This is a genomic window from Sphingobium sp., assembly GCF_003248505.1.
Taxonomy (GTDB): domain Bacteria; phylum Pseudomonadota; class Alphaproteobacteria; order Sphingomonadales; family Sphingomonadaceae; genus Sphingobium.
Genome location: NZ_QFOA01000039.1, coordinates 1 through 12462, shown reverse-complemented (window position 1 = coordinate 12462; position 12462 = coordinate 1). Strand labels below are relative to the sequence as shown.

Below are 12462 nucleotides of genomic sequence, written 5' to 3'. Positions count from 1 at the left end.
GCCTATCGACAGGCGCGCCACCCCGTTGCACCGCGTTCCGCCTGATCGAGGTGGAAGTGGTCGCGATGCGCCGCGTTGTAATCCGGGGACAGGACAGTCGAAAAGAGATCGCACGCACCGTCCCGCACAGCACGCAGAAAATCAGCATCCTTCCCCTGCCTGTTCCAATCGCGTACGGCGCTGATCTGTCGTCCGTCGCGCAGCACGAATGCCGCAATGTCGATGGCGTCTGCCGTCGAATGTTCGCTGAAATCGCCGCTGCTGCGACCGTAGAGGCGGCGGCAACTATAGCTGCCGAAATGCCTTATGCTCTGGACGGGTTGACCGAAGAAGCGGTGAGCGGCGGGCTGGACCACCTGCCATTCCCACAGCTTGAGCGCGGCGACCACAGGACAGGATGGCGCGACGGAGGCGGGAGAGAATGCGATGGCGTCAGCCTCGCGGCGTAATCGTACGGCATCGGTATAACGACATTGCTCCGAACCGCCGGGTTCAAGAGGCGTATATTCCACTCCGGCCCGGTCCAGCAGCGCCCTGCATAAAGCAGGATCCCTGGTCAGCGCCGTAAGTTTTCTATCCGTAAAAAGGCCAACGGGCTGCGCGAGATCGAGCGCGGTCCACGGCAAATCCTGCGGTCGCTGGCGAAACCAGGCATAGCCGAGCATCAACAGGGAAAGGAGGACAGCCAGGATCAAAAATCGACGGATCAGACGATGCAGACGACGCATCCGTCAACCACGCCGGACATGCCTTATTGGTTCCGAAGTAATTGGATAGCCCAGATGATCGGGTATGCATAAATATTGCTCCCCATCCCTTTCCTCATGCCAGGGACGAATTTTCTCGACGGGGAAGGTGCCCGCGTGATCGAGTGCCTGTGCAAAGGAGGAAAATTGCGCCAGCCGCTCCAGATTTCGTCGCGTGGGGAAGATGATCCGCCCCTCCCCCTGATCGCATCGAGCGATAATCTCGCTGGCGCTCTTCCACAAAAGGCGGATATTCTCGGTCGTATCCACGCTTGCCACTTGCCCCCCGGGCGCGCGCGCTATGTAAAAACGGGCATCGAAAACGCGGGTGGCACGGTCGAAGGGCGCGGGATGCCAACGAGCGAAGGGCGTCAGCACCGAAAGATCGATTATGGCGTCGTGCCTCGCCAGCAGGTTCGAGAACGATTTTCCATCGTGCAACCCGTCGCGAAGGCGAAGCACCATCGCGGCATCCATACTCGAAATGCCCACGCCGATGCCCGCTTCCTCTATCGTTTCGCGAATGGCGGCGATCCGGGCGGCGGCGTCGTCCGCTTCGAGGTCGTGGGAAAGGCTTCCAGCAATCGCCCTGTCGTCTGCATCGACGGCACCGCCGGGAAACACGAGCGCACCGGGCGCAAAAGCCATCGAAGACGACCGCTCCACCATCAGCAGATCGGGGGGAGCATCCATGCGGTCCCGAAAAAGCACGAGCGTCGCTGCCGGTCTTCCCGGTGCATCTTCATGTTGTACACCCATGCACAGCATGTAGGATAAGCCGTGGCGACTGAACAGCTTTATCGGAAAATCGCGTTCAGCCGGAACGGATGCAGGCTATGGCACGTTCGTGCGAATACACCGCACGTTTGGCGATTTCAAAAGGGGGCTCCGACCGGAAACCGATCTGTCGATCGCGCCGGTCCTTGTTGATATGAACAGCATTAAACACGGAACGAACGCGCGCTTTACCCCCTGGATCTACACCGGCTTATCCATTCTGATCGTGCTGCCCTTCGCGGCGGACCTGATCTTCCCCCTCGGGACGGCGGTATGGGCGGCCTATCTTCTTCCGGTCGTTATCGCCTTCACCGCGCCGCACAAGGTTACACCCCTCGTCACCGCTGGCGCCGCGACACTGCTTACCGTCGTGGGATTGTTTCTCGCGCCCGCCGGCGTCGATCCGTCGCTCGCCATCGCAAATCGCACTCTGGCGGCATTCATCTTCTGGATATTGGCGGCCATTGGCTATCTTTTCATTCGCAACCGCAACGCTATCGCCCATGCCGAATGGCTACAGAATGGGCAAGTCGGTCTGGCTAGAGCCGTGGCTGGAGAACAGCCGCTCGACCGCCTCGGCGGTAGCGCGCTCACCTTTCTGGCGGAGTATCTCGATGCGCAGGCGGGAGCGCTTTACATCGCCAATGGCGAAGGGTTCCGCCGCCATGCCACCTATGCCGTTCCAGCCGACGCTTCACTGCCCGAACGGTTCGGGCCTGGCGAAGGCCTTACAGGTCAAGCCGTCAGCGATCGGCGCAGCTTCCTGATCGACAATGTGCCGGACGATTATCTGACCTATGGATCGGCACTGGGAGCGGCAAAGCCGGAAACCCTGCTGATCGCTACCGCAGAGGCGGACGATGCGGTGAACGCGGTGATCGAACTGGGCCTGCGCAAGGGCGCAGGACCTGATGCGTTGGCCTTGCTGACCAAGGTCGGTGCGCAATTGGGCGTCGCGATCCGATCGGGCAAATATCGCGCCCGCCTGCGCGAACTGCTGGAGGAAACGCAGCAGCAAGCGGAGGAATTGCAGGCGCAGAGCGAGGAATTGAGGGCCAATAACGAGGAACTGGAACAGCAAAGCCGCCAGCTTCAGGAAGCCGCTGCACGGCTGGAAGCGCAACAGGCGGAGTTGGAGCAGACCAACGTCCAGTTGGAAGAACAGGCCCGGCATCTGGAAATCCAGCGCGACGATCTGTCCCGCACACAGGGATCTTTGAAGGCGCAGGCGACCGAACTGGAACAGGCAAGCCGCTACAAATCCGAGTTTCTCGCCAACATGAGTCACGAGTTGCGCACCCCGCTCAATTCGCTGCTCATCATGGCGCGGCTACTTGCGGAAAACCGCGCGGGCAACCTCAGCGCCGAACAGGTGCGCTTTGCCGAAACGATCGAATCGTCGGGCAACGACCTGCTGACATTGATCAACGATATCCTCGACATATCAAAGATCGAAGCGGGCAAGCTCGAGCTTCAGCCGCGACGGATGCGGATCGCCACGCTGACGGAAAAGCTTAAGGCCATATTCGGCCCTGCCGCCGAGGCAAAGGGGCTCACTCTGAACGTCGAGCCTGCATCCGACTCGCCCGGCGAAATCGACAGCGACCCCCAGCGTATCGAACAGGTGCTGAAAAATTTTCTGTCGAACGCGATCAAGTTCACCGAAGCGGGATCGGTGACACTCGCGGTCACCCGACAGGACGACGAACGCATAGGGTTCACCGTGCGGGATACCGGTGTAGGGATCCCCGCCGAACAGCAGCAAGTGATTTTCGAGGCGTTCAGGCAGGCGGACGGGACGATCAGCCGCAAATATGGCGGGACGGGCCTTGGCCTGTCCATCTGTCGCGAACTCGCGCGCTTGCTGGGCGGAGAAGTCATGGTGGAAAGCGTACCGGGCGAAGGAAGCGCATTTTCGCTGATCCTGCCTGAAGCGTTCGAACCCGATCTCGTTCAGGCGAGTGCGCCGATGACGGCCCCCGCCCCTGCCCGCACGCTTCCATCCAACCCCAAGCCCGGTCGCCCTCGCCCGGGTCCCCCGGCGCAAGACGACCGAGAGCGTCTGTCGGGCGATTCGCGCGTCATCCTGATCGTGGAGGACGACCCGGTGTTCGCCCGCATCCTATGCGATGTCGCGCATGAACTGGGTTTTCAGTGCCTGATAGCCGGAACGGCGGACGAAGGCGCGTTGATGGCGCGGCAATATGTACCGAGTGCAGTCATCCTCGACATGAACCTGCCCGATCATACCGGCCTGTCGGTACTCGATCGCATCAAGCGCGACGTTCGCACGCGCCACATTCCGGTCCATGTCGTGTCGGTGGACGATGACAGCCAGGCTGCCTTATCCAGCGGCGCAATCGGCTATCTGTTCAAGCCGGTAAAGCGCGAGGCTCTGATCGGCATGCTCGAAGGTCTGGAGGCCCGGATGGCGCAACGTGTCCGCCGCGTTCTGGTTGTGGAGGACGATGCGCAGCAGGCCGAAAGCGTGAAGCTGTTGCTCGGTTCACGCGATGTCGAAACCGTCGAAGCGCACAGCGCGGCGCAGTGCGTCGAAATGCTGGCGCAGGAAACTTTCGACTGCATGGTGTTGGACCTCAATCTGCCCGATGCGTCCGGCCTCGACCTCCTGGAAAGGCTGTCTAGCGACGAGTCGGTCGGTTTCCCGCCGGTCATCGTCTATACCGGTCGCGATCTGGAACCGGACGAAGAGATGCGGTTGCGGCGCTATTCCAAGTCCATCATCGTCAAGGGCGCAAAAAGCCCGGAGCGCCTGCTCGACGAAGTGACGCTGTTCCTGCATCAAGTCGTTTCCGACCTCCCCGAGCCGCAGCAGGCGCTGATTGCCCGATCATTGAACCGGGATGCTGCCCTCGACGGGCGCAACATCCTCGTCGTTGAGGATGACATTCGCAACGTCTATGCCCTCACTTCCATATTCGAGCCGCATGGCGCGAACGTTCGCATCGCACGGAACGGGCGCGAGGCGTTGCAATCGCTGGACGAAGCCGCGCGCGGACTGGCGGAGCCGGTCGATCTCGTCCTCATGGACGTCATGATGCCGGAAATGGACGGGCTGACCGCGACCCGCGAAATCCGGACCAGAGAATGGGGCCGGTCGCTCCCGATCATCGCACTTACCGCCAAGGCCATGACCCGCGATCAGCAGGAATGCCTTGACGCGGGCGCCAACGACTATCTTGCCAAGCCGCTGGACGTGGACAAGCTGCTCAGCCTGACTCGCGTATGGATGCCGCGATGACGGGGATTGCCGCGATGGATGACGAGATATTCGCCCCCCATGAAGAGCTGGAACTGGACCTGCTGCTTGAGGCGCTATTCAGGCATTATCATTAAGACTTTCGCGGTTATTCGCGCGGGTCGCTACACCGCCGCCTTGCCCGCGCTCAGCATCGTCACGGGTGCGAAAGCCTGTCGCATCTTCAGCATCTGGTTCTGCGCGACCAGGCCATTTTCGCCGACCTCATGGGCTTCCTCACGATCCAGGTCAGTGAAATGTTTCGCGATCCCGCTTATTTTCGCGCCCTGCGTGAACAGGTGATCCCGCATCTCAAAACCTATCCCTCGCTCAAGGTGTGGATTGCCGGTTGCGCCAATGGTGAGGAATTCTATTCACTGGCTATCCTGTTTCGCGAAGAGGGCCTTGAGGAGCGCACGATTTTCTATTGCACGGACATCAGCCCCGCTGCGCTGCAAAAGGCCGAGGCGGGTATATACGATCTCGACCGGCTTGCGCAGTTCAGCGAAAATCACAAACTGGCGGGGGGGCGCGCTTCGCTATCCGACTATTACACCGCCGCCTATGGTGCCGCCGTGTTCGACAAAAGCCTGCGCAAACGCGCCGTCTTCGCAGAGCATAACCTCGCCAGCGATTCGGTCTTCGCCGAAGCGCAGCTCATTTCCAGTCGCAATGTGCTCATCTACTTCGATCGCGACTTGCAGGACCGCGCTCTCAGCCTGTTCGGCGAGTCGTTGGTGCGCGGCGGGTTCCTCGGTCTGGGGTCCAAGGAGACGCTGCGCTTTTCCCGCTATTCCGGTGCGTTCGCCGATTTCGACGATCGAGAGAAAATTTATCGTCGCAATCTGGTAGACCTGAAGGGCTTGGCCCATGCTGCCTGAAAAGACAAAGATCCTGGCCGTCGACGATGTCGAGGAAAATCTGACGGCGCTCGACGCATTGTTGAGCGACGAGGGCATCGAACTGGTGAAGGCGCGTTCGGGGATGCAGGCGCTTGAGCTTCTGCTGGTCGAGGATGTCGCGCTCGCCCTGCTCGACGTGCAGATGCCCGGCATGGACGGGTTCGAACTGGCGGAACTGATGCGCGGCACCGAGCGGACGCGCCGAGTGCCGATCATCTTCCTGACCGCGGTCGGCCGTGACGAGCAGCGGCGCTTTCGCGGATACGAAAGCGGCGCGATCGACTATCTGGTCAAGCCCGTCGATCCCGACATCGTGCGCGCCAAGGTCGCCCTGTTCGTCGAACTCTTTCGGCAGCGGCAGGAGTTGGCGCGCGAACGCGATCACCACGCTGCCGCATTGGCCCGCATCCAAGCGCATACCGACAACAGCCCACTCGCCATCGTGGAATTCGATGCGGGGCAGCATATCGTGTCCTGGTCCGCCGGTGCCGAACGCATGTTCGGATGGCGCGCGAGCGAGGTAGCAGGCTTCCGCGCGCTGGAACTGGACTGGCTCGACCCGGAGGATGCAGCGGCTTTTGGCGCTTTGATCGGTGAAATGATCGCAGGTCGTAGACTGCGAGCGATGCAGCCCTTGCGAATGCGCACATCGGTCGGCGTCACGATCGATTGCGAATGCTATTGCTCCGCCCTGCTCGACTGGCGACGGCGTCTGCTATCCGTGAATGTCCAGATCCTGGACGTCACGGAACGCAAACGAGCGGATGAAACGCAAAGACTGCTGATCGGCGAACTCAACCATCGCGTGAAGAATACGCTCGCTTCGGTGCAGGCGATCGCAGTCCAGACACTGCGCCATTCGTCCGGGCCCTCCGATTTTGCACCGACCTTTACCGGACGCATCCACGCCCTCGCACGGGCACACTCGCTGCTCAGCAGCACGACTTGGCAGGGCGCCAGCCTGCGCGAACTGATCGAGGGACAGCTGGACATCGGGGCGGTCAATCCGACGCAACTGACGATGGATGGCCCGGAACTGCAACTCGCGCCGGAGCTGGCATTGCACGTCGCGCTGATCCTGCACGAGTTGGTGACCAATGCCCATAAATATGGCGCGCTGTCCGCGCCTTCTGGCACGGTATCGTTAGTCTGGCAGGTCGAGGCGGATCGCTTGCGCCTCATCTGGCAGGAACAGGGCGGGCCGCCTGTCGCCCCGGTCAACCGCAAGGGCTTCGGTACCGCACTTATCGAACGAAGCCTCAAGGCCGAGGGGGGAAGCGCGCATGTCGATTATGCGCCCGACGGCATTGTCTGGACCCTCACTTTGCCGCATTCTCCGCGCATCAGTCGCGCCAACCCGCCGCGCGATAAGGAAGAGCCGCTGCTGGCGGAGGTCATCGACGAGAACCGGGATTTGTCGGGCCGCGCCGTGCTCATCGTCGAAGACGAACCTTTGGTGGCGCTGGAAATCGCCGACCTGTTGGAAGATCGTGGCGCGAAGGTGGCGAGCATTGCCGCATCGGAAGCTGAAGCCATCCAAGCAATCGGAAAAGGCGGGATCGACCTAGCCTTGCTCGATGGCAATCTACAGGGAAAGAGCGTGGAAGCGGTGGCCCTCGCCCTTGTGCAGGCCGACATTCCGTTTGCTTTTGTGACGGGTTATGGACGTGAAAATCTGCCTGTTGGATTTAATCGCCATATGATCGTTACAAAACCGTTCAGTCGTGACGCCCTGCTGCGATGCGCGACAGCGCTTATCAAACGGCCCGCCCTAGAGACTGTCGCGATTATAGAAGCAGCCCCGCGCCCGGATCACGCGGGCTGAGCCGAAGGAGTCCTGTCGCACGAGCTCTTGCTGGGCCGCTGCTTTCCTTGGCGAAGGCGGTGTGGCGGCGGCCATGGCCGGGCGCCCGCTGACGCTTGTATTTGAAATGAAGGGAATTGGTGGAGCCGAGGGGGATCGAACCCCTGACCTCGTCATTGCGAACGACGCGCTCTCCCAGCTGAGCTACGGCCCCAAAGGAGCGATGGCTATAGGCGAGCGATTTCGCGGTTGCAACGGGGATTTTTACAAATTTTCGCAGGATATTCGACCGCCACTGCCAGTCCACGAACGCGACGAAACGCCCGTGACGCTGGATATTACCCCAGCGTAACAGCCGGAACACCTCACTCTCCCGCTCATTGTCAGGAATGTCGGCGCAGACATGACGCGCCCCGACCGGAGAAGGAGAAGGACGATGGGTTATCAAGGCGGAGGTCGCTACGGCCAGGATCGCTATGGCAGCGGCTGGGATCGCGGCGACCGATATAGCGGATCGAACGATTATCGCCGTGACGATCGCGGATATCGCTACGGCACGCGCGGCCAATTCGGCGGAAATGACTATCGTGGATCGGGAGAGTATCGCGGTCGCCCACAAGATTATGATCCCGATGAACGCGGTTTCTTCGATCGCGCCGGGGATGAAATCCGCAGTTGGTTCGGTGACGAAGAGGCGGAACGTCGGCGCGAATATGACGAATATTACAACCGGCCCTATGGCGATCCTCGCGATCAGTCGAGCCGCCTCGGTTACGCCTCAGCGGGGAGCAGGGACTATCTGCCCAATCGTGGCAATGCACCCTATACGAGCGAACGGAGCGGATACGGCAGCGAAGATCATGGCTACCGGAACCGTGCGTTCGGTCCCAGCCAGGACTATGGATCGCAATATGACAGCAATTATCACAGCTGGCGCAAGCAGCGCGTCGAGGAACTGGATCGCGATTACGCCGAATATCAGCGGGAACATCGGGATCGTTTCAACAGCGAGTTCAACACATGGCGCACACGTCGCGGTGAACAGCGTCAGGCCGTTCAGCAGGTCAAGGAACATATGGAAGTCGTCGGTAGCGACGGCGAACATGTCGGTACTGTGGACAAGCTGCGGGGCGACCGGATTATTCTGACAAAGAACGATCAGGATGCCGGTGGCGTTCATCATTCCATCCCGTCGAATTGGATCAAGTCGGTCGATGCCACCAAGGTGACGCTCGAAAAGACAGCCGACCAAGCTCAGGAAGCTTGGCGCACGGAGCAGGAGCAAAGCGCATTGTTCAACGAACGTGGTGACGATCGTAACGGTTGGACGAGCGAAAACAGCCAGTCGGGGTCGACTGGCAGCTACAACACCGGCCGCTATCGTTAAATCAAGGTCGCGCTGACATGACGAAGGCCCGGCTGAAAGTCGGGCCTTTTTCGTTATTCAAATGGCGAATGGCGATCCGAGACGGTAAGCAAATTCCCCCCGCCCTTCTTCTCGGTCGAGATCGTCCATGCCAACATTACTGCTGCTGCTGTTGTCCAACATCTTTATGACGACAGCCTGGTATTGGCACCTCAAGGGCGGGATGGACAAGCCGTTACTGACGGTGATCCTCATCAGCTGGGCCATCGCCTTCATCGAATATTGTTTGGCGGTGCCCGCGAACCGCATCGGCTTCGCCCATGGCTGGACAGCCGGGCAGCTCAAGATCGCGCAGGAAGCGATTGCGCTTGTCATATTCGGCATATTCATGGTGACGGTGCTGGGGGAACCCCTGCACTGGCGGCACGCCGCCGCCTTCCTTTGCATCATGGCCGGGGTCGCCTTCCTCTTCGTCGGTCGCGCCTGACCGGGCAGAATGCGGATTTTTCCCTAATCCAGCACGTTGGGAAGGTCGCTGAAGCCCTTGTGCAGCGCTGAGCCCCAACTGTGCGAAATACGGGAGAACCGCTCGTCTTCCGCCTCGATGCGCGTGCGGACGCGAAAATCATAGGTGTCGCGCTCGATGACTGTCAGGTCGAGCGGCATACCGACAGAGAGGTTGGAGCGGAGGGTCGAATCCATCGACACCAGCACGGCCTTGGTCGCATCCTCCAGGCTGGTTCCCCGGCGGATGATGCGGTCGAGGATCGGCTTGCCATATTTATGCTCGCCGATCTGGAAGAAGGGCGTGTCTTCAGTCGCTTCGATGAAGTTACCGGCCGAATAAACAAGGTAGAGGCGCGGCTTGCCACCCCGCCGCTGGCCCGCGATCATGATCGAGGCGCTGGAGCCGGACCCGCCCATCTCGATGCTTTCGCGATAACGGCCTTGCATCGACCGCATGGCGTCGCCCACGATCTGGGCCGCGCGATGCATCGTATCGCAGTTGAGAATGGTCTCGACGGCGGGATCCAGCTCCGACTCTCGGATTGCCTTGCTCAGCGTCGTCTTGACACCCTGCGTGATGGAAAGGTTGCCGGAGCACAGGATCGTGACCGCCCGGTCGCCCGGAACATGATAGGTAAAGCTTTTTCGAAAGCGCGCGATATTGTCCATGCCTGCATTGGTGCGGGTGTCGGACAGCATCACCAGCCCCTGATCCACACGTACCGCCACACAATAGGTCATGCCGCCCCCAACCTCCTATTCCGGCCATCAATCCAGGGACGGCGGCGTAATCTGTTGCTGCTGCCGCTGCAACTGCCGTTGCTCCACCCCGTCGTCCGCAATGGAAATACGCACGTCCGCCTCGATCACGATGTCGCCCGATAGAGTGACCGATCCACGAATGGGGGCAGCGTCGCTCGCATCCAGTCCGCTCGCAACCCGCAGATAGCGATCCGTGACGCAAACCCGGTTGGACGGGTCGAAGCCGATCCAGCCAAGGTCGGGCAGAAAAGCCTCTGCCCAGCCGTGGGTTTCGTGCAGCAAATCCCCGTCCCCGGCGAGCAGATATCCCGAAACATATCGCGCGGGCATACCCAGCGTGCGCGCCGCCGCGATGAACACCTGCGCATGGTCCTGGCACACGCCCGCGCCCAGAGCGAAAGCTTCCGCCGCCGTGGTCGTCGACACGGTGACGCCGGAGCGATACTGAACCGTATCCGCCACGGCGGAAGAAAGGGCATGAAGCCGCGCGAGGGAACCATTTTCCCCCGGCAATGCCCGCGCCATCGTTGCGATGCCGTCAGACGGTTGCGTCAACTCCGTATCGCGCAGGAAATAGGCGGGCGGCACACGAGAAGATAGCGGCCCAAGAATGCCATGGGTATCGCGCGTTTCGACAAGTCCTTCCGCCACGATGGTTGCATCGTCGATGCGGTCATGTCGAATCCAGACGGCCTCCCGCTCACCATAGGCATTGGCACGAAAACTTTCGACCGGTTCGTCGTTGACGCGAACCTGCCAGCTTTCGACCGTCTGCGCCGGCGTATCGACGGGCATCAGTTTGAGACGCATGGCCACACGCCCCGCTGAGGAGGTGTATCGGTACATCGTCTGGTGGCGAACCAGCAGCTTCATGCAGCCCCCCTACCCGATATGTCAGCCGAAATGATAGGCCTCTGCGATTTCGAAGCCCAGACGGTTGGTCATAGCAAGACCGCCCTGCACCGTTTCATGCAGGCCACGTCGAAAAATCTCCCCGCTGTCGAGCCTCTGCATCGCTTCGACCAGTTCCTGCGCGGTGTCGTGGCACGCAGCCCGCGCATTGTGCCAGCCCGCAAGCCGGTTAAGGCGATAGGCGATCTGGTCGTAGCAATAAGCAACGCTGCGGGGAAACAGGCGGTTCAGCATCAGGAAATCGGTGATCTGCCAGGGCGTGTAGGTGCCACCATAGACATGATGGTAGGCTCTGGAGCCAGACAGCGCGTAAAGCACCGACGTCCACTGATAATGATCGCGATTGCCGCCCACGACTTCGGTTTCGGGAAGCAGCACATAATATTTGACGTCGAGCAGCCGCAACGTCATTTGCGCCCGCTCCAACGCGGACCCGGTGCGCAGGAAATCATGTCCTTCGTTGCGCAACTGGCCCGAGTGGGTCGCCCCGCGAAAGGTCATGACGCGAGTCTTCACCCAATCGATCAGCGTCGGCAATTGCTGCCGGGCCTCGCCCAGATCGTAGCTGTCGAGCTTTCGCCAGCCTTCGTTGAGACATTCCCACATGTCCTGCGTCAGCATCGTGCGCGCCGACTTGGCATTGGCGCGCGCCTTGAGGAGGCAGGACCGGATCGAACTGGGGTTGTCCAGGTCCAGCATGAGATGAGCGACAGCGTCGCTCTCACTCAGGATGCGGCCTTCCGGGAAACGGTGCCCCGTCCCTGTCGCGCGAACGACCGATCGCCATTCGTCACGATGATGGGCACCCGGTAAGATCGCCATGCGCTGTCCCATCGTCAGCAGGCGGGCAGTGGCCTCGGCGCGCTCCATATAGCGCGCCATCCAGAAGAGATTTTCGGCGGTCCGGCTCAGCATCGCATCATTCCTGCAAGACCCATGTATCCTTGACCCCCCCGCCCTGGCTTGAATTCACGACCAGCGATCCTTCGGTCAGTGCGACGCGGGTGAGGCCGCCGGGGACGAGGCGGATTTGTTTGCCGACAAGGCAATAGGGACGAAAATCCGCATGACGCCCGACGATTGCCGCGGGACCGAGCGTCGGCACGGTCGAAAGGTCCAGCGTCGGCTGCGCTATGAATTCGCCAGGATTGGCCTTGATCCTTTCGGCATAGGCGGCGATCTCGTCATGGGAGGATTTCGGCCCGATCAACATGCCGTAGCCGCCCGAACCGTGCACTTCCTTGGCCACCAGTTCGGGCAGATGCTCCAGCACATAGGCAAGTTCGTCGGGCTTGCCGCACTGCCACGTCCGGATGTTGTCCAGAATAGGCTTTTCGCCAAGATAGAAGCGGATCATCTCCGGCACGTAGATATAGACCGCCTTGTCGTCCGTGATGCCCGATCCCGGCGCGGACGCGAGTGTGACT

General features: G+C 60.9%; 10 protein-coding genes, 1 tRNA gene and 1 pseudogene. 5 read left to right on the top strand and 7 right to left on the bottom strand.

From position 1 onward, the window contains the following. Positions 1–2: 2 nt before the first annotated feature. Positions 3–728 (bottom strand): extensin family protein, encoded by a 726-nt coding sequence (locus DI606_RS12560; RefSeq protein ID WP_293983478.1) that lies wholly within the window; start codon positions 726–728, stop codon positions 3–5. 3 nt (positions 729–731) lie between these two features. After that, entirely contained in the window at positions 732–1439 is a 708-nt protein-coding gene (locus tag DI606_RS12555; RefSeq protein WP_367119475.1) for an NUDIX hydrolase, read from the bottom strand. A gap of 238 nt (positions 1440–1677) precedes the next feature. On the opposite strand from DI606_RS12555, the gene DI606_RS12550 reads away from it, so the two are divergent. The 3 genes and pseudogenes from DI606_RS12550 (at position 1678) to DI606_RS12540 (ending at position 7509) form a co-directional block, all read left to right on the top strand. After that, positions 1678–4785 carry a response regulator gene (locus DI606_RS12550; protein ID WP_293983474.1) on the top strand — a complete coding sequence of 1036 codons (3108 nt, stop codon included), beginning with the start codon at positions 1678–1680 and terminating at the stop codon, positions 4783–4785. After that, positions 4770–5663: pseudogene (locus DI606_RS12545) on the top strand (protein-glutamate O-methyltransferase CheR). The gene DI606_RS12550 and the pseudogene DI606_RS12545 overlap by 16 nt, the downstream one beginning before the upstream one ends. Then, positions 5653–7509: a response regulator gene (locus DI606_RS12540; RefSeq protein WP_293983470.1), complete on the top strand. Its 1857-nt coding sequence runs from the start codon at positions 5653–5655 to the stop codon at positions 7507–7509. Before DI606_RS12545 ends, DI606_RS12540 begins: the two are co-directional and overlap by 11 nt. 117 nt (positions 7510–7626) lie before the next feature. On the opposite strand, the gene DI606_RS12535 is transcribed toward DI606_RS12540, so the two are convergent. Further along, a tRNA-Ala gene (locus tag DI606_RS12535) sits at positions 7627–7702 on the bottom strand. Between the two features lie 222 nt (positions 7703–7924). On the opposite strand from DI606_RS12535, the gene DI606_RS12530 reads away from it, so the two are divergent. Further along, positions 7925–8875: a DUF2171 domain-containing protein gene (locus tag DI606_RS12530; protein WP_293983466.1), complete on the top strand. Its 951-nt coding sequence runs from the start codon at positions 7925–7927 to the stop codon at positions 8873–8875. 127 nt (positions 8876–9002) lie between these two features. Then, a complete protein-coding gene (locus DI606_RS12525) occupies positions 9003–9341 on the top strand; it encodes a DMT family protein (RefSeq protein ID WP_293983463.1) in 339 nt (112 codons plus the stop codon). Between the two features lie 23 nt (positions 9342–9364). On the opposite strand, the gene DI606_RS12520 is transcribed toward DI606_RS12525, so the two are convergent. The 4 genes from DI606_RS12520 to DI606_RS12505 all read right to left on the bottom strand — a co-directional run. Beyond that, on the bottom strand, positions 9365–10102 hold the full coding sequence (locus tag DI606_RS12520; RefSeq protein ID WP_293983460.1) for a peptidase: 738 nt from the start codon (positions 10100–10102) through the stop codon (positions 9365–9367). Positions 10103–10129: 27 nt separating this feature from the next. Then, positions 10130–10996 (bottom strand): transglutaminase family protein, encoded by an 867-nt coding sequence (locus DI606_RS12515; RefSeq protein ID WP_293983458.1) that lies wholly within the window; start codon positions 10994–10996, stop codon positions 10130–10132. Positions 10997–11017: 21 nt separating this feature from the next. Beyond that, positions 11018–11950, bottom strand: coding sequence for an alpha-E domain-containing protein (locus DI606_RS12510; RefSeq protein WP_293983455.1), 933 nt, complete (start codon positions 11948–11950; stop codon positions 11018–11020). A gap of 4 nt (positions 11951–11954) precedes the next feature. Then, a partial coding sequence (locus DI606_RS12505; protein ID WP_293983452.1) for a circularly permuted type 2 ATP-grasp protein occupies positions 11955–12462 on the bottom strand: 508 nt, incomplete at its 5' end.

Coding starts and splice junctions, on each gene's coding strand:
- DI606_RS12560 (WP_293983478.1), bottom strand. CDS start 728: ATGCGTCGTCTGCATCGTCTGATCCGTCGATTTTTGATCCTGGCTGTC.
- DI606_RS12555 (WP_367119475.1), bottom strand. CDS start 1,439: ATGGATGCTCCCCCCGATCTGCTGATGGTGGAGCGGTCGTCTTCGATG.
- DI606_RS12550 (WP_293983474.1), top strand. CDS start 1,678: ATGAACAGCATTAAACACGGAACGAACGCGCGCTTTACCCCCTGGATC.
- DI606_RS12540 (WP_293983470.1), top strand. CDS start 5,653: ATGCTGCCTGAAAAGACAAAGATCCTGGCCGTCGACGATGTCGAGGAA.
- DI606_RS12530 (WP_293983466.1), top strand. CDS start 7,925: ATGGGTTATCAAGGCGGAGGTCGCTACGGCCAGGATCGCTATGGCAGC.
- DI606_RS12525 (WP_293983463.1), top strand. CDS start 9,003: ATGCCAACATTACTGCTGCTGCTGTTGTCCAACATCTTTATGACGACA.
- DI606_RS12520 (WP_293983460.1), bottom strand. CDS start 10,102: ATGACCTATTGTGTGGCGGTACGTGTGGATCAGGGGCTGGTGATGCTG.
- DI606_RS12515 (WP_293983458.1), bottom strand. CDS start 10,996: ATGAAGCTGCTGGTTCGCCACCAGACGATGTACCGATACACCTCCTCA.
- DI606_RS12510 (WP_293983455.1), bottom strand. CDS start 11,950: ATGCTGAGCCGGACCGCCGAAAATCTCTTCTGGATGGCGCGCTATATG.